Origin of the sequence: Nocardia sp. NPDC058640, from assembly GCF_042716995.1 — a bacterium.
Lineage (GTDB): Bacteria > Actinomycetota > Actinomycetes > Mycobacteriales > Mycobacteriaceae > Nocardia.
In genome coordinates this window covers 1,003,233-1,020,245 of sequence record NZ_JBHXRG010000001.1, presented here as the reverse complement: position 1 = coordinate 1,020,245, position 17,013 = coordinate 1,003,233, and the positions used below count along the sequence as shown (strand labels likewise).

At 68.0% G+C, this 17,013-nt stretch carries 15 protein-coding genes; 10 read left to right on the top strand and 5 right to left on the bottom strand.

Going from position 1 to position 17,013, the window contains the following annotated elements; translation table 11 throughout:
• Positions 1-193 precede the first annotated feature (193 nt).
• From ACFWU5_RS04910 to ACFWU5_RS04895, 4 genes are all read left to right on the top strand, one after another.
• Positions 194-1,927, top strand: coding sequence for an ABC transporter family substrate-binding protein (locus ACFWU5_RS04910; RefSeq protein WP_379240937.1), 1,734 nt, complete (start codon positions 194-196; stop codon positions 1,925-1,927).
• Positions 1,924-2,799, top strand: coding sequence for an N-acetyl-1-D-myo-inositol-2-amino-2-deoxy-alpha-D-glucopyranoside deacetylase (mshB, locus tag ACFWU5_RS04905; RefSeq protein WP_379240023.1), 876 nt, complete (start codon positions 1,924-1,926; stop codon positions 2,797-2,799). Before ACFWU5_RS04910 ends, mshB begins: the two co-directional genes overlap by 4 nt.
• A gap of 97 nt (positions 2,800-2,896) precedes the next feature.
• Positions 2,897-4,312, top strand: coding sequence for an amino acid permease (locus tag ACFWU5_RS04900; protein ID WP_379266186.1), 1,416 nt, complete (start codon positions 2,897-2,899; stop codon positions 4,310-4,312).
• A gap of 10 nt (positions 4,313-4,322) precedes the next feature.
• Positions 4,323-4,736 (top strand): hypothetical protein, encoded by a 414-nt coding sequence (locus tag ACFWU5_RS04895; protein WP_379266185.1) that lies wholly within the window; start codon positions 4,323-4,325, stop codon positions 4,734-4,736.
• On the opposite strand, the gene ACFWU5_RS04890 is transcribed toward ACFWU5_RS04895, so the two are convergent.
• The 4 genes from ACFWU5_RS04890 to ACFWU5_RS04875 are packed head-to-tail and all read right to left on the bottom strand — an operon-like array spanning position 4,733 to position 7,950.
• Positions 4,733-5,080 (bottom strand): DUF1622 domain-containing protein, encoded by a 348-nt coding sequence (locus tag ACFWU5_RS04890; protein ID WP_379240026.1) that lies wholly within the window; start codon positions 5,078-5,080, stop codon positions 4,733-4,735. The two genes, ACFWU5_RS04895 and ACFWU5_RS04890, sit on opposite strands and share 4 nt — an antisense overlap.
• Before the next feature lie 54 nt (positions 5,081-5,134).
• Positions 5,135-5,869: a TetR/AcrR family transcriptional regulator gene (locus ACFWU5_RS04885; RefSeq protein ID WP_379240027.1), complete on the bottom strand. Its 735-nt coding sequence runs from the start codon at positions 5,867-5,869 to the stop codon at positions 5,135-5,137.
• A 30-nt stretch (positions 5,870-5,899) separates the two neighbouring features.
• Complete coding sequence (locus ACFWU5_RS04880; RefSeq protein WP_379266225.1) at positions 5,900-7,396, bottom strand: PH domain-containing protein; 1,497 nt, start codon at positions 7,394-7,396, stop codon at positions 5,900-5,902.
• Positions 7,397-7,449: 53 nt separating this feature from the next.
• On the bottom strand, positions 7,450-7,950 hold the full coding sequence (locus ACFWU5_RS04875; RefSeq protein WP_379266184.1) for a PH domain-containing protein: 501 nt from the start codon (positions 7,948-7,950) through the stop codon (positions 7,450-7,452).
• Between the two features lie 126 nt (positions 7,951-8,076).
• Here ACFWU5_RS04875 and ACFWU5_RS04870 point away from each other — a divergent pair, with 126 nt between their 5' ends.
• From ACFWU5_RS04870 to ACFWU5_RS04850, 5 genes are all read left to right on the top strand, one after another.
• The gene (locus ACFWU5_RS04870; RefSeq protein WP_379266183.1) at positions 8,077-10,677 is read left to right on the top strand and encodes a bifunctional FO biosynthesis protein CofGH; all 2,601 of its coding nucleotides are present in this window, start codon (positions 8,077-8,079) and stop codon (positions 10,675-10,677) included.
• A gap of 96 nt (positions 10,678-10,773) precedes the next feature.
• Positions 10,774-11,097, top strand: a complete 324-nt coding sequence (fdxA, locus tag ACFWU5_RS04865) for a ferredoxin (RefSeq protein WP_056813450.1) — start codon at positions 10,774-10,776, stop codon at positions 11,095-11,097.
• A gap of 26 nt (positions 11,098-11,123) precedes the next feature.
• Positions 11,124-12,209 carry a succinyldiaminopimelate transaminase gene (gene dapC, locus ACFWU5_RS04860; protein WP_379266182.1) on the top strand — a complete coding sequence of 362 codons (1,086 nt, stop codon included), beginning with the start codon at positions 11,124-11,126 and terminating at the stop codon, positions 12,207-12,209.
• 301 nt (positions 12,210-12,510) lie between these two features.
• On the top strand, positions 12,511-14,094 hold the full coding sequence (locus tag ACFWU5_RS04855) for a serine/threonine-protein kinase (protein ID WP_379266181.1): 1,584 nt from the start codon (positions 12,511-12,513) through the stop codon (positions 14,092-14,094).
• Positions 14,095-14,160: 66 nt separating this feature from the next.
• Entirely contained in the window at positions 14,161-14,532 is a 372-nt protein-coding gene (locus ACFWU5_RS04850; RefSeq protein WP_379266180.1) for a DUF4186 domain-containing protein, read from the top strand.
• A gap of 77 nt (positions 14,533-14,609) precedes the next feature.
• On the opposite strand, the gene ACFWU5_RS04845 is transcribed toward ACFWU5_RS04850, so the two are convergent.
• Positions 14,610-15,455, bottom strand: a complete 846-nt coding sequence (locus ACFWU5_RS04845; protein ID WP_379266179.1) for an oxygenase MpaB family protein — start codon at positions 15,453-15,455, stop codon at positions 14,610-14,612.
• 129 nt (positions 15,456-15,584) lie between these two features.
• Between ACFWU5_RS04845 and ACFWU5_RS04840 the strand changes: the two genes are divergently transcribed.
• A complete protein-coding gene (locus ACFWU5_RS04840; protein ID WP_379266178.1) occupies positions 15,585-17,006 on the top strand; it encodes an acyl-CoA synthetase in 1,422 nt (473 codons plus the stop codon).
• The last annotated feature ends 7 nt before the right edge of the window (positions 17,007-17,013 follow it).

Below are 17,013 nucleotides of genomic sequence, written 5' to 3'. Positions count from 1 at the left end.
CCACCGGTCGCGTCGCACGGCCCGTTACACGGCCGCCGCTAACTACGGCTTATAACCACGGGCGGCGGCGGGTTTCCTCCATGGCCCCGGCCCCACGCCTTTTTGTGGGCCTGATGTGGCCGAACGACAGTCGATCGAACGGTTGGGTAGAGTGCGCAAGGTGAGCTTGGGGCGGCGCGCAGGGTGGCGCGCGATGGTGTTGGCAATGATCGCCTCGACGGCGGTCGTGGCCGGGTGCACGGCGAATCCGCCACCGCCGATCGAGTCCACCGACTCGCCGAAGACCACCACCGCCAAGCCGGGCAAGAACACCGTCGTGGTCGCGATCGACGACATCGGCATCGGCTTCAACCCGCATCTGCGCTCGGATCAGTCACCCGCGACCAGTGCGGTCAGTTCGATGGTGCTGCCCAGTCCGTTCCGCGCCGCGCCCACGCCCGTGCATCCCGGTCTGGTCGACTGGGTGCCCGATTCCGCGCTGATCGTGTCGGCCGACGTGACCGCCCACGAGCCCTTCACCATCACCTACACCCTGCGCAATCAGGCCAATTGGTCCGACGGCGCGCCGATCGCCGCCGAGGATTTCCGGTTCCTGTGGCAGCAGATGATCAGCCAGCCCGGCGTGGTCGACCCGGCCGGCTATCGGCTGATCTCGGACGTGGCGTCCTCGGGCGGCGGCAAGACCGTCACCGTGACCATGACCCAGCCGTATCCGGCCTGGCGGGAACTGTTCTCGAACCTGCTGCCCTCGCACCTGGTCAAGGATTCCCCCGGCGGGTTCACCAGCGGCCTGGTCGACAAGATCCCGGTCTCGGGCGGCAATTTCACGATCAAGTCGGTGGATCGCGGACGCGACGAGATCCTGCTCGAACGCAACGACCGCTTCTGGGGCACCCCCGCCTCTCCGGATCAGATCCAGTTCCGGCGCGGCGGCACCCCCTCGCAGCTGGCCGAATCGTTGCGCACCGGCGACGCGCAGATGGCGCTGGTGCACGGCGGCGTGGCCACGCAGGCGCAACTGGCCGCGATCCCGTCGGTGCGGACCACGATCATGCCGCAGGCCCGCGAACTGCAACTCGCGCTCAACGGACGTTCCGGCGACCTCGCCGACGTCCGGGTGCGCAAGGCGGTGCTGGCACTGCTCGACCCGGCCCTGCTGGCCACCGTCGGTGCGCAGACCGGCGGCTGGGTGGAACCCGCACGCGCGCAAGTACTTCCGCCGTCCAGCCCCGACTACGTGCCGACCGCGCCGCCGCGGATGAACACCGACGAGGCGTTCGCGCTGCTGGCCGAGGCCGGTTTCGGCCGCGCACCGGAGACGCCGCAGACCGGTTCGCCGACTTCGCCTGCGCCACAACCACGTTCGGTGGCCCGCAACGGCAAGGGATTGTCGGTGCGGATCGGCGTGGTCAGCGACGACGCGTCAGCGCTGGCGGTGGCCAATACCGCCACCGACCAATTGCGCAGTGCCGGAATCGATGCCACCGTGCGCGCGATGGCCGCCGACGAGCTGTACGGCAAGGACCTCACCGAATCCTCGGTCGACGCGATCGTGGGCTGGGAGTTGGCGGGCGGCGATCCCGGCACGGCGCTGGCCTCGCGCTACGGCTGCGCGCCGACCGCGCCGGCGGGCGCGGACGGTCCGGTGTTGGCCGCGGCGGAGGCATATCGCAAGGCGCCCAGCAACATCGGCGGCGTGTGCGACCCGACGCTGCAGTTCCCCATCGACGAGGCGCTGCGCGGCATCGATGTGCCGCGCGTGCTGGCCGAGGCCGAGCCGCGGCTGTGGGAGCTGGCCACGGTGCTGCCGATCGTGCAGGACAACGTCGTCGCGGCGGCCGGTCCTCGCGTGGACGGTGTGTCGCTGTCGGGCGCGATCCAGGTCGGCATCTTCGGTGACACGGCGCAGTGGCGGAGGATTCCATGACCGGCGGACTGCTGCTGGTGCACGCGCACCCCGATGACGAAACCCTCACCACCGGTGGCACTATCGCGCATTACCGCAGCCAGGGCGTCCCGGTCACCGTGGTGACGTGCACGCTCGGCGAGGAAGGCGAAGTCATCGGCGAACGCTGGTCGCGTCTGATCGCCGCGGAAGCCGACCAACTCGGCGGTTACCGCATCAGCGAACTCACCGCCGCCCTGTCCGCGCTGGACGCGGGCGAGCCGCACTTCCTCGGCGGCCCCGGCCGATGGCGCGATTCCGGCATGGCGGGCACCCCGTCGGCGGCGAACCCGCGGGCCTTCGTGCACTCCGGTGACGCGGCGGTCGACGAACTCGTCGCGGTGATCCTGGAACTGCGCCCGCAGGTGGTGGTCACCTACGACCCGCGCGGCGGCTACGGCCATCCCGACCACATCCGCGCGCACGAGATCACCACCCTCGCGGTGGCGGCCGCCGCCGAACAGGGCTGGGACGTGCCCAAGTTCTACTGGACCGTCACCGACGGCGACCTGCTGCGCCAGCACACCGCCGCGCTGGCCCGTCGCACCGTCGACGAGCTACCCGGCGCCCTGCCCGCGGGCTGGCGCCTACCCACCGAAGCCGAGCTGGCGGGCATGTCCACCAGCGGAGTGACCACCGTGGTCGACGTCTCCGACGTGGTCGCGGCCAAGCGCGCCGCCATGCGCGCGCACGCCACCCAGGTCACCGTCGCGCCCAGTGGCCGGGAATTCGCTCTGTCGAACAACATCGCCCTGCCGGTCCTGCCGGAGGAGCACTTCACCCTGGTGCGCGGCACGCGGGGGCCGGTCGGCGCGGACGGGTTCGAGCACGACCTGTTCGCCGGTCTCGATTGAGTCGCTAGCCACAGGGTTGCCCGTGCGTGGCCGCGCGGTTGCCGGTAGCGTTCCGGTGTCCGCGTACACGGGTGTTTCGCACGATGGGTGGCGTGTCATGAGCGCTGTGGGTGATCGACCGAAACTCGACGCCGAAGACGAGGGGTATCACAAATCCCTGGGCAAACGTCAGCTGATGATGATCGCCATCGGCGGCGCGATCGGCACGGGCCTGTTCCTGAGTTCGGGTGGCCGCTTGGCCAGCGCCGGACCCGCGCTGTGGATCGTGTACGCGGTGTGCGGCGTGTTCGTGTTCTTCATCCTGCGCGCACTGGGCGAGCTGGTGCTGCACCGCCCGACCTCGGGTTCGTTCGTGTCCTACGCGCGCGAATTCCTCGGGGAGAGAGCAGCTTTCGTCGCGGGTTGGATGTACTTCCTGAACTGGTCGATGACCGGCATCGCCGACTCCACCGCCATCGCACTGTATTTCCACTACTGGCAGCCGATGACCTCGGTGCCGCAGTGGGTGCTGGCGCTGATCGCGTTGGTGATCGTGTTGATCGTGAACCTGGTGAGCGTCAAGGCTTTCGGTGAGTTGGAGTTCTGGGCGGCGCTGGTGAAGGTGACCGCGCTGTGCGCGTTCCTGGTGATCGGCACGGTGTTCCTGTTGGGCCGCTTCACCATTCGCGGTGAACCGACGGGCGTTCCGGTGATCACCGAACACGGCGGCCTGTTCCCGACCGGCATCCTGCCGCTGGTCACGGTCACCTCGGGCGTCATCTTCGCCTATGCCGCAGTCGAATTGGTCGGCACGGCCGCGGGTGAGACCAAGGACCCCGAGAAGCTGATGCCCAAGGCGATCAACTCGGTGATCGTGCGGATCGCGGTGTTCTACGTCGGTTCGCTGCTGCTGCTCGGGCTGCTCATGCCGTACACCTCCTATCACGCGGGGGAGAGCCCGTTCGTCACGTTCTTCGCCGCGCTGGGCGTGCCCGGTATCGGTTCGCTGATGAACATCGTGGTGCTCACCGCGGCGTTCTCCAGTCTCAACGCCGGGTTGTATTCCACCGGACGGATCCTGCGTTCGATGTCCATGCGGGGCAGCGCGCCCAAGTTCACCTCGGTGATGAGCGGTCACGGCGTGCCCTACGGCGGCATCCTGCTCACCTTCGGTATCGCGCTGCTGGGCGTGGTGCTCAACGGATTCGTGCCCGATCAGGCGTTCGAGATCGTGCTGAACATGGCGTCGCTGGGCATCCTGTCGTCGTGGGCCACGATCGTGCTGTGTCAGCTGCGGATGTACCGGATGTGGAAACAGGGGCAGATCGAACGGCCCGCGTTCCGCATGATCGGCGCGCCCTATACCGGGGTGGCGACGCTGATCTTCCTGTTCACGGTGCTGGTGTTGATGGCGATCGACCGCCCGGTGGGCACCTGGACGGTGGCGAGTCTGGTGATCATCGTGCCCGCGCTGCTGATCGGCTGGCGCTTCTCCGGGGCGCGTGCGGCGCAGCTGGCGCACCCGGCCGAATAGACTCCGGACCATGGTCACCGCCTCCGATCAGCCCACCGCCGTGCTGCGGACCTCCCGCCTGGCACTGCCCGACCCGCTGATCTCGGGCCTGATCGTGGTGCTGCTGCTGCTGAACGCGCTGATCACCCTGGCCGTGGAAGTGCTGTTCCTGCCCACCTACATCGGCTCGGTGCCGTTCCCGGTGTCGGCGCTGCTGGCCGCGCCGATCAACATCGCGCTGGTCTACGGCATGGAGTCGGTGACCGACCGGATCGGCTTCACGTTCGCCCCGATCGTGGTGTGGGTGTTCGGGTTCCTGGTCTGCGCCTCGCGCGGGCCCGGCGGCGACATCATGCTCGGCAGCGACGGCCGTACCCTGCTGCTGTTCGCCTGCGGTGTGCTCGCACCCGCGGCCTACCTGTATTACCGCTCGAACTCCCGCTAGGTGGCCTTTTTCTGCCACGGCCACTGGCCGGTGAGTTCGAGTTCCAGCGAATAGCTCAGGAACGTGCGCACCAGCACGATCAGCGCCAGCACGCCGACGCTGGTGAAACTGGGTGCGATGGCCACGGTGCGGATGATGTCGGCGGCGACCAGGAACTCCAGCCCCAACAGAATCGCCCGGCCCAGTCCCCGCCGATACGTGCGATAGGCGAGGTCGAACTCCTGGTGCCCGGCCAGTTGCCGCAGGAACCGGATCGTGCCGACCAGCCCGCCGATGACGATGGCGGCCACGCCCGCGGCGTCCAGGACCTGGCCCGCGGTCTCGATGATCTCGGTGAACTGCACGGCAACACCCCTTGCGTCGGCGGCACGGCGATCGCTTCGAACGCTACGCCGCGCCTATCGCGCCTGCCGTGCCACCGCGCCGTCGAGAATCAGGTCGACGGCCTGGGTGAAGCGGCTGCGCAGACCACCCGCGGCTTCCTCGACGATCTGCGATCGCTGCTGGGTGTAGCGCTTGTGCAGGCGCGGATACTGCCGTGACGCGGTGATGCTGGCCGCCATCACCTGGTCGGCCCACTGCTGAGCGGGCAGACCGCTGCGCGCGATGGTCATGCGCATCGCGGCCTCGTTCCCGCACGAACCGACGACGAACTCGAACACGGTGTTGGTGGTGATGTCGGTGACCTCGTCGTCGAAACCCGCGGCTTCCACGATCGCGATCATCGAGTCGGTCAGGCGCATCATGTTGGGGCCGAGGTAGGTCAGGGCGGCGCTGCTGAGCACCACGGTGATCCACGGATGGGCCAGCATGGTGGCCCGCAAGCCGTTGACCTGCTCGTGCATCACCTCGCGCCAGCGCACGGGATCCGGTGTGGGCGTTGGTACTTCACCGATCACCTGGTCCACGACCAGTTCCAGCAGTTCGTCCTTGTTGGCCACGTGCAGGTACAGCGAGGTCGCGCCTGCGCCCAGTCGTGCGCCGAGTTTGCGCATACTCAACGCGTCGAAGCCGTCGGCGTCGAGCAGGGCGATGGTCTCGGCGACGATCTGGTCGCGGCTCAAGGTCGGCTGGTCGCGGGGTTCGGGCGCGGGCCTGGTCCACACCGACTGGTATTCCGTCGAGCTCGGCATTACTTCTCCTCGCTGTTGTACGGCCTGTCGTCAGCGTGTGCCCAGGCGACCGGGGGTCACTGCTTCGATCAGGGTGGCGGCTTCGTCGATCGGGATATCGATGACCTGGTAGGCCTTCTTGCCCGCCGCGGTGGCAGCTATGACGGTGGCGAGGCCGGATCGACGCTGCCAAAAGGTTTGGCGCACAGTCCATCCGATGATGCCGGGGGATTCGAGGCAGTCGCGGTTGCGGTCGAGGCTGCCGCTGCGGGTGATCAGCCAGGTGGGGCCGGTGGTGCCAGGAAGGACGCGGTGGCCGAGGCCTCGGTAGCGGTCTTCGGCCAGGGCCGCCATGACCAGGGCGAGGGTCAGGGGGATAGCCCAGGTCCACGGGGGGAGGTGGCGGCCGGTGAGGGTGAGGGCGAGCATGGCTGCGGCCAGGACTGCGACCGGGAACAGTGCGCGGATGTAGCGGCGGCGTCGGGCTGCGGGGCCGTGTCGGTGGAGTGCGATGGTGCCCAAGGTGGTGCCGGTAATCGGCTGGGGTGCAGTCGAATTCGCCGTTGACGCGTGTGGGCGGCGGCGGGTGCGCAGGAGTTCGTCGAGGGTGCGTTCGACCGCGACGCGTGGGGCCTGCGGGAGGATCTTCTGGCGCGGATTCTCGCCGGTCATGATCATTTCCAACTGGGCGGCACGGGCGGCGCGCAGCAGCAGCGGTTCGTTGAGGGTGGCGCCGCGGAAGCGGGCCAGGTCGAGGGTGATCTGGCGGGTGGTGAACAGGCCGTGGCGCAGGTGCAGGGTGGTGCCGTTGTCGAGCACGCGCAGGCCGAACCAGGTGGCGAGGTAGTGCGCGCACGCGGCCAGGCTCACCAACACCAGCGACAGCGCGGTCAGGCCGACGATGACGATGGCTACTCCGGCCACGCTGTTGTCGCCGAGGCCTTGCACCGCAGAGCTTTTCGAGATCATCTCGATGAACCCGTACTGTGCGGCCAGGCCCACGATCGGCGCGAAGATCGCCAGACCGGTCAGCGATAGCGGCGCGTATCGCACCCATGCCGCCTGCCAGTGCCCGATCTCGACACCGGTTTCTGTATTCGAATCATGAGGCATCCCAACAGATTCGACAGACTCGGGGCGGTGCTCGCTTGTGTGCGAGAGTAATTCGGATCGCAGCGCCGGGATGCGACTCTTGTCGAGCGCGTCGAGTTTGAATTCTTCCCCCTTGGCCGCCTGATTCCCGGTCCCGATCGCCAACACCGCCAACCCCAGAACCCGGTGCAGCACATCGGCTTCCACATCCACCGACCGAATGCGCGGCCGCGGCACCGACAGCGTCCGCCGCTGCACGATCCCGCTGCGCAACTGCACATGATCGGCGTCGATCCGATACGTCGTGGTGAACCAGCGCGCCACACCGAACGCCGCGACCAGCGTCACCGGGATCAGACTCCACAGCGGGTTACCGCTGGTCGTGCCGACGATGACTGTGCCGAGCAGCACCGGAATGTATTTCACGATCTCGGTGACCGGATACACCAGCAACATGCGCGGATCCAGACGCTGCCATTCCACGGGCTGGGTCACGTCGTGGGGCTGGGTCACGTCGCGTCCCCACGGTGCTGCGCCGCGATCGCGGTCAACCGCACCACCGTCTCCTCGGCGACCGGGCGATCCAGCGCACTGATCTTCACCGCCCCCGCCGACGACGCGGTGGTCACCGTGACCGTCGCCAATCCCAGCATCCGTTCCAACGGTCCACGCTCGGTGTCCACGGTCTGCACCCGCGAGATCGGCGCGACCCGCGACTCCTGATCCAGCCACCCCACCCGCGTGTACACGGCCTCATCGGTGACCTCCCAGCGATGCACAGCGAACCGCCACGCGGGAATCACGACCACGGCCACCACCGCCAGCGCCGCGGCAGCCAGCCCCGCGACCACCTGCCATTCACGGTGCGTGTCATCCAGCACCGCCCACACCGCCAGCGCCACGAACGCGATGACCACCCCGATCGCGTTCTCCAGCGCCCACAGCAGCTTGGCCTTGGAACTGGGACGCCAGGCCGGTTCGGCCAGGATGGTGGAGCGCGGCAACGACATGTGCCCATGGTTCCACGAGCGGGCGTGCGGTTCACGCTGTCGGGAATATGCGCGCTCGCGTGCGAGGTTGTGGTCGACGAGGACGCGCGCGACCAGCCGACCACACGTCCCGGGAAGAAGTAGCGCATGATCGACGGGGTGACCGACTTGCCGAAGCCGAGCGTTCCGATGCCGCCGCCGAATCCCGCCGCGATGCGTCGGGCCCTGCGCCGGGCCCGCGACGGCGTCACGTTGAATGTCGACGAGGCCACCGTGCTGCTGCACGCCACCGGCGACGACCTGGTCGATCTGTGCGCCAGCGCCGCCAGGGTGCGCGACGCCGGCCTGGAATCGGCGGGGCGCCCACGCACGATCAGCTACTCGCGCAATGTGTTCATCCCGCTGACCAAGCTGTGCCGGGACAAGTGCCACTACTGCACGTTCGTGACGGTGCCGGGCAAGCTGCGCGCCGACGGCAAGGGCATGTTCCTCGAACCCGACGAGGTGCTGGACATCGCCCGTCAGGGTGCCGCGCTGGGCTGCAAGGAGGCCCTGTTCACCCTCGGTGACCGGCCCGAAGACCGTTGGCCCGAGGCCGCGCAGTGGCTCGACGAACGCGGCTACGACTCCACTCTGGACTACCTGCGTGCCGTGTCCATCCTCGTGCTCGAGGAAACCGGCCTGCTGCCGCATCTGAACCCCGGCGTGATGAGCTGGAACGAGATCTCCCGGCTCAAGCCGGTCGCCCAGTCCATGGGCATGATGCTGGAAACCACCGCGACCCGGCTGTTCACCGACAAGGGCGAATGCCATTACGGCAGTCCCGACAAGGATCCGGCGGTGCGGCTGCGGTCGATCACCGACGCGGGCCGACTCTCGGTGCCGTACACCACCGGCATCCTGGTCGGCATCGGCGAGAATCTCACCGAACGTGCCGAGTCGATCATGGCGATTCGCAAGCAGCACAGGGAGTTCGGTCACATCCAGGAAGTGATCGTGCAGAACTTCCGGGCCAAGGACGACACCGCCATGCGCGATGTTCCCGACGCCGATGTCGCGGAGTTCTTGGCGACCGTGGCGGTGACGAGATTGCTTCTCGGACCCGATGTTCCGGTGCAGGCGCCGCCGAACCTGGTGTCGCACAGCGATTGCCGTGCGTTGATCGACGCGGGTATCGATGACTGGGGCGGGGTGTCGCCGGTGACGGTGGATCACGTCAATCCCGAACGGCCGTGGCCGAACCTGGACACCTTGCGTGAGATCACCGAGGCAGCCGGATTCGCCCTGGTGGAACGCACCTCCGCGCACCCGAAATACGTTCGCGCGGGCCATCCTTGGATCGACCCGCGGATCGGCGCCCACGTCGACGCGCTCACCGATCCCGCGACCGGTCTGGCCCGGCCGGACGCGATGCCGGTCGGCCTGCCGTGGCAGGAACCCGACGAGTCGTGGGACTCGGTCGGCCGCGTCGACCTCAACACCGCCATCGACACCGAGGGCCGAAACACCGACAGCCGCAGCGATTCCGGCCTCGGCCAGGAAGTAGTCGGCGCGTTCGGTGACTGGGAAACCATCCGCGAACACGCCCGCGACCTGGCCGTCGTCGCACCCGAGCGCCTGGATTCCGAAGTCCTCGACGCCCTGCGCGCCGCGGAAAAAGACCCGGCGGGCCTGTCCGACGACCAGTATCTCGCCCTGGCGACCGCCGACGGCGCGAACATGGAAGCCGTTGCGGCGCTGGCGGATTCACTGCGTCGCGAGGTCTCCGGCGACGACGTCACCTACGTGATCAACCGGAACATCAACTTCACCAACATCTGCTACACCGGATGCCGGTTCTGCGCCTTCGCCCAACGCAAGGGCGACGCCGACGCGTTCACCCTGAGCACCGACGAGGTCGCCGACCGGGCGTGGGAAGCCCACGTCGACGGCGCCACCGAGATCTGTATGCAGGGCGGCATCGACCCCGAACTGCCGGTCACCGGCTACGCCGACCTGGTCCGCGCCATCAAGGCCCGGGTCCCGGACATGCACGTGCACGCGTTCAGCCCGATGGAGATCGTCAACGGCGCCTCGCGCGGCGGTCAGAGCATCCACGAGTGGCTGTCGGCGCTGAAAGAAGCCGGACTGGGCTCGATCCCCGGCACCGCCGCGGAAATCCTCGACGACGAGGTCCGCTGGGTGCTCACCAAGGGCAAACTGCCCACCTCGGCCTGGATCGAGGTCATCACCACCGCGCACAAACTGGGCATCCCGTCGAGTTCGACGATGATGTACGGCCACGTCGACAACCCGAAACACTGGGTCGGTCACCTGCGCGTGCTGCGCGGAATCCAGGACGAGACAGGCGGTTTCACCGAATTCGTGCCGCTGCCGTTCGTGCACCAGAGCGCGCCGCTGTACCTGGCGGGCGCCGCGCGACCGGGCCCGACCAACCGCGACAACCGCGCCGTGCACGCCCTGGCCCGCATCATGCTGCACGGCCGCATCCACAACATCCAGACCAGCTGGGTGAAACTGGGAACCCTGGGTACCCAGGCCATGCTCACCGGCGGCGCCAACGACCTGGGCGGCACCCTGATGGAGGAAACCATCTCCCGCATGGCCGGATCCCAACACGGCTCCGCCAAAACCGTCGCCGAACTCACCGACATCGCCGCGGGCATCAACCGCCCGGTCCGCGAGCGCACGACCACCTACGGAGTGGTGGAATCCAGGCCCGCGCCACTGCCCTTGACGATCGGATGAGTTAGGGCAGGCTGACCTGGGAGTAATGTGGGCGGTCGGGATACTGTTTCGGGGGCGGAGTTACCCCGCAGGTGAGGACAGACTAGGAGAACGGCAGTGCCGTACATCATCGCTGAACCGTGCGTTGACGTGAAGGACAAGGCGTGCATCGAGGAATGCCCCGTGGATTGCATCTACGAGGGCGGTCGCATGCTCTACATCCAACCCGACGAGTGCGTGGACTGTGGTGCGTGTGAGCCGGTCTGCCCCGTGGAGGCGATCTTCTACGAGGACGACACTCCGGACCAGTGGAGCGGTTACATCAACGCCAACGTCGACTTCTTCAACGAACTGGGATCCCCCGGTGGCGCGACCAAGGTCGGTGTGGTCGATTTCGATCCCGCCTTCATCAAGGCGCTGCCCCCGATGGCCGAAGAGTGAGCGCGGGGGTGCCCACGCGTGGTCGTGTGAGCGGTCTGCTGCCTGATTTTCCGTGGGACACGATCGCCGCGGTGAAGCAGAAGGCGGCCGCGCATCCGGGTGGCCTGGTCGACCTGTCCGTCGGTACGCCGGTGGACCCGGTCGATCCGGTGATCCGGGCCGCCCTGAGTTCGGTGGCGGCTGTTCCCGGCTATCCGACCACGCACGGCACCCCTGAGCTGCGCGCCGCCGCCGTCGCCGCACTGGCGCGTCGGTTCGGCGTCACCGGCGTCGACCCGGCGGCCGTGCTGCCGGTGATCGGCACCAAAGAGCTGATCGCCGGACTGCCGCGGCTGCTGGGTCTGGGCCCCGACGATCTGGTGGTGATCCCCGAGATCGCCTACCCGACTTACGAAGTCGGCGCGCTGCTGGCGGGCGCGAAGCCTTGGCGCGCAGACGGTCTCACCCAGATCGGCCCGCAGAACCCGGCCCTGATCTTCGTGAACTCCCCGTCCAACCCCACCGGCAAGGTGCTGCCCATCGAGCACCTGCGCAAGGTGGTGGCGTTCGCCCGCGAGCGCGGCGCGATCATCGCCTCCGACGAGTGCTACCTGGGCCTGACCTGGGAAGGCGAGGCCGTCTCGATCCTGGACCCGCGCGTGAGCGACGGCGACCACACGGGACTGTTGGCCATCCACTCCCTGTCGAAGACCTCGAGCCTGGCCAGCTACCGCGCCGGCTTCGTCGCCGGTGATCCCGCGCTGGTCGCGGAACTCCTCGAGGTGCGCAAACACTCCGGCATGATCATGCCGTTCCCGATCCAGGCCGCCATGACCGCCGCCCTGAGCGACGACGTCCACGAGGCCGAACAGCGCGAGCGTTACCGCGCCCGCCGCGACATCCTGCGAAAAGCCTTGCAGCAGGCAGGTTTCCGCATCGACTTCTCCGAAGCCGGCCTCTACCTGTGGGCCACCCGCGGCGAACCCTGCCGCATCACCCTCGACTGGCTCGCCGAACGCGGAATCCTCGCCGCCCCAGGAGATTTCTACGGTCCGCGCTCGCCCGAACACGTCCGCATCGCACTGACCGCCACCGACGAACGCATCGCCGAGGCCGTCGAGCGGCTGTCCTGAGCTGCGCGTACTGTTGTCGCCCACCCGAACAGAGCCGTGGTGAGGGCCGTTAGTGCACATGACCGACCGTGCGGGCGCGTGCGGTGGTGCGGGTGATCAGGGGTAGGTAGCCGAGGTGCCCCGAACTGGAGCGGTGGCACGGCTTCGGCGCTGCGTAGCGCGGCCCAGGGGTGTAGCAGGCGCTGTGCGAGCTCGGTGTGCCGCGACGTCGTGTACTGACAGCTCGACCCGCCACAGTATCCGCGGCGCCCGGCCCGGTTAGGGTCATGCGATCGGCGCGAAATCGAAAGGCTGGCAACGCATGCACGGGGTGGAGTTCGCAGCGGGCACGGTGTTCGCCGGGTATCGGATCGACCGGCTGCTCGGCCGCGGCGGAATGGGCACCGTGTACTTGGCGGCGCACCCCCGCCTGCCGCGACGGGTCGCGCTGAAACTGCTGAACCGGGAACTGTATTCGGACCCGGAGGTGCGCGGCCGATTCGAGCGCGAGGCCGACGTCTCGGCGCACCTGGACCATCCCGGCATCGTGTCGGTGCTCGATCGCGGGGTCGAAGACGGCCTGATGTGGATCTCCATGCAGTACGTCGACGGCACCGACGCCTCGGTATTCCGCAGGGAGCCGATGGATCCCGCCCGCGCGATCGGCATCATCGCCCACACCGCCGAAGCACTCGACTACGCCCACGAACGCGGCGTCCTACACCGAGATGTGAAGCCCGCCAACATCTTGCTGGCCCCCGCCCGCACCGGTGACCGCGTGCTACTCACCGACTTCGGCATCGCCCGCCTGCGCGGCGACGCCCGCCAACTCACCCGCACCGGCGCCTTCCTCGCCACCCTGGCTTACGCGTCCCCCGAACAACTTTCGGGCACCGCCGTCGATCACCGCTCCGACCAGTACTCCCTCGCCTGCACCCTGTTCACCCTCCTCACCGGCGAAAGCCCTTTCCCCGCAGACAATCCCGGCGCAGTCGTCGCCGCCCACCTGACCAAACCCGTCCCGCGCGCATCGGCGACGATCAACAATCTGCCACCCGGAGTCGACGAGGTCATCGCTCGAGCAATGGCGAAGGATCCCGCCGAAAGATTCGACAGCTGTGCGGAATTCGCCCACGCGGCGATGACAGCCGCAGGACCTGCCTCGCGCGTTATCGCCAGTGGCCGGGTGACCCCACTGTCTCAGGGGCGGGCCGACATCGACGCTGCGGCAAGCGAATCCGGGCCTGTCGTTCAGGAACGCTGGTCGGCGCGCACGGAGGTCAGCGCACCCGGCCACACGCTCATTCGATCCGAACCGCTCGGCTCGGCCCATCGACCACAGCCTGCTGTTTCCTCGCGATGGCGGGTGCTCGCGGTGAGCCTGATCGTGCTCGCCATGGTCGCCGGTGTCGGCGTGATCGGTGTCGGTGCGATCTACTGGAAGTTCGTGCGCCCCAACAGGGTTGCACCCCCGCCGAACTGGGGCGGCCACGCGTCGGTCGCGTCGGGCTTCACCGATCTGATCCCGTCCGGCCCGACCGGACGCGGCTGGCGGGAAGCGAGTTGCTTCGCCACACCGTCGCTGGTCGTGTTGCCCGGTGATCCGGCCCCGGCACAGCAGATCACCTGCACCGACACCAACGGCGTCACCTCCTGGTACACCGAATTCCCGACAACCGCCGACGCCGACGCCTACCTCGCCCGGCACACCACCGAAGACGCCACCCGCCAACTCCCCGACACCACCGTCACCGCCCACCGCCCGCGCGACCCCGGCGCACCGTTCACCCTCGCGACCAGGGAACACGGCAACCCACTCAGCGCGAACACGGTGGTAGAGGTGTCGTGGCCGGGCCATTCCTTCGAGGAAACCCGCGACAACTGGTGGCAGCAAGCCCCGTTCTGAGCCGCCGACCGCTGCGTCCAGGATCGTTATCGCCGAGCACCGGCAACCGTGACACCATCGAAGGTGATGGACGACTTGGATGCCAAGCTGCGCCGAATCGGACAGCAGCCCTTCCGCGCGAAGTTCCGCCTCTACGGCCGGGACCGGGCGATCGTCGACCTGCGCGGCATCGTCACCGTCCGCAAACACGCCGAGGAACTGATCGGAACCCGCCTGGCCCCCGCCGAACCTCGCAACGACGGAAAGCAAACCCCCTACCGCGGCCACCCCGTGTTCGTGGCACAACACGCCACCGCGACCTGCTGCCGAACCTGCCTGTCGAAGTGGCACGACATCCCCGCAGGCCACGCCCTCACCGACCCCGAACGCACCTACGTCATCGACGTCATCACCCGCTGGATCACCCTCCAATACGCCCCCGGCGCGCCGCCCACCTAGGTGGACAATTGATCACCACGCTCTCAGCGTGGCGATTCGGACAAAACGCCGCGCTGAGAGCGTGGTGATCTTGATCGTCAGATGAGGGGCCGGCCCCGGCGTCGGCGGCGGCGCATGTCGGCGAGGGTGGCGTTGAAGGGGAAGTTGCGGATTATGCGGGGGGTGCGGCCCCAGAGGAGGCCGGTGGCACGTAGTAGGCGGTTCAGGCGGCGTTCGTCGGTGGGGGTCCAGGTCAGGCCCAGTTCGTCTCGAATGTGTTGGGGGAGTAGGCCTGTGGTGTACCAGCGGTGGAACGGGGCGAAGAGTACGCGTACGGGTGGGGTGACCATTTTCAGGTCGAGCAGCTTGTCGAAGTAGGCCTTGATCGTGGGGTCGACGCTGGTTCGTGGGAGGTTCTCGGTCCAGTAGGCGTCGAAGGCGGCGCGGTCGGCGGGCCACATGTCGCGGGGGACCTGCAGGGTGGTGCCCAGGTGGTGGGCGTAGTCGTAGAAGGTGTCGGCGGTGGTGTCGTCGACGGGGCCGTAGAGGCGGGTCATCACGTCGATCGAGCCCCAGTACAGGCAGGCCGCCACCCACAGTTGCAGGTTCTTGTCGAAGGCGTTGTACCGCACGGGGCTGTCGGCGGTGGAGTGGACGTGGCGGTGCGCGCCGTTGATGGCGGTGCGGTAGGCCGCGCGGTCGTCGTCGGTGCCCATCAGCGCCACCGACAGGTAGGTGAGCGTGGTGCGGGTGCGTTTGACCGGGTGCAACAGGATGCTGCCGCTGTGGACTGTCGATTCCGCGACGCCGTGGCCGACAGGGGGCAGGCTGAGCTGCATGATCACATTCGCGGTCGCGCCGTAGAAGGCGGCGGCGCCGTCGATGTAGTCGCGGATGTCGAAGGGTTCGGCCTTGCGGGAACGCGTGCGCGACAGGACGGTCATCGTTGACCCCGTTTTCGTTGGTGAGCACTCTCGCTGAGAGAGTTATACAAAGAATGTCTCATCACGTCGTCGGGGTGTCAATGGACCGGCGGCGCGCGGGACCGAATCCCGTCGCGTTAGCGTGGACGGATGCCTTACGGTCCGCCCCTGCTGCTCGCCTCGCTGAATCCGATCGCCGTCGCCGCCGGAGCTGACATCCCCGACGCCGTCACCATCGATGATGCCACCGTTTCGCGCAGTGATCTGCTGGGTGCGGCAACTTCGGTGGCGGAACGCATTTCCCGCGCCGACCGCGTCGCGATCCTGGCCGAACCGACCCTGCGAACGGTGATCGCGGTGGTCGGGTGTCTGATCGCGGGCGTGACGGTGATCCCGGTGCCGCCGGACTCGGGAACCGCTGAGCGCGAACACATTCTGCGCGATTCGGGTGCGCAGGCCTGGTTGGGTGTGGCGCCCGAGGGTACGGATCTGCCGGTGGTGCCCGTGCGATTGCACGCGCGTTCCTGGCACACCTACGCCGAGCCGGACCCGTCCGCGATCGCGTTCATCCTCTACACCTCGGGAACCACCGGCCCGCCGAAGGGCGTGATGCTCAGTCGCGGCGCGATCGCGGCCGGGCTCGACGCGCTCGCCGACGCGTGGGCCTGGACGTGGAAAGACACACTGGTACACGGACTTCCGCTGTTCCACGTGCACGGCCTGATTCTCGGATTGCTCGGTCCGCTGCGGGTCGGTAGTCCGGTAATTCACACCGGCAAGCCGACCCCCGAGGCGTATGCGGCGGCCGCGGGCAGTCTCTATTTCGGGGTGCCGACGGTGTGGTCGCGGATCGTCGAAAAGCCGGAACTGGCCAAGGAATTGAGTAAAGCCCGCTTGCTGGTGTCGGGAAGCGCCCCGCTGCCCGTGCCGGTGTTCGAGAAGCTGACCGAGCTCACCGGCCACGCGCCGATCGAGCGATACGGCATGAGCGAAACCATGATCACCCTGTCCACCCGGGCTGACGGCGAACGCAGGCCAGGCTGGGTCGGCACGCCGGTGCAGGGAGTGGAAACGCGCCTGCGCGACGAAGCCGACAACCCCGTTCCGCACGACGGCGAAAGCATTGGCGCCCTGCAGGTTCGGGGGCCGATGCTGTTCGCCGGCTATCTGAACCGCCCCGACACCGGCGACTGGACCGACGACGGCTGGTTCCGCACCGGCGACGTGGCCGTCATCGACGCCGAGAACTTCCACCGCATCGTCGGCCGCGAGTCCATCGACCTCATCAAATCCGGTGGCTTCCGCATCGGCGCGGGCGAGATCGAAACCGCCCTACTCGGCCACCCCGCCGTCGCCGAGGTCGCGGTAGTGGGCCTGCCCGACGACGATCTCGGCCAGCGCATCGTGGCCTTCATCGTCGCCCGCGACGGAAGTTCCGACGCGCTCGCCACAGAGCTGACCGCCTATGTAGGCGAACAACTTTCGGCCCATAAACGCCCGCGTGAAATCCGCTTCGTCGACACACTGCCACGCAATGCGATGGGCAAGGTCCAGAAGAAGCTGCTCGTCTGACTCGCAG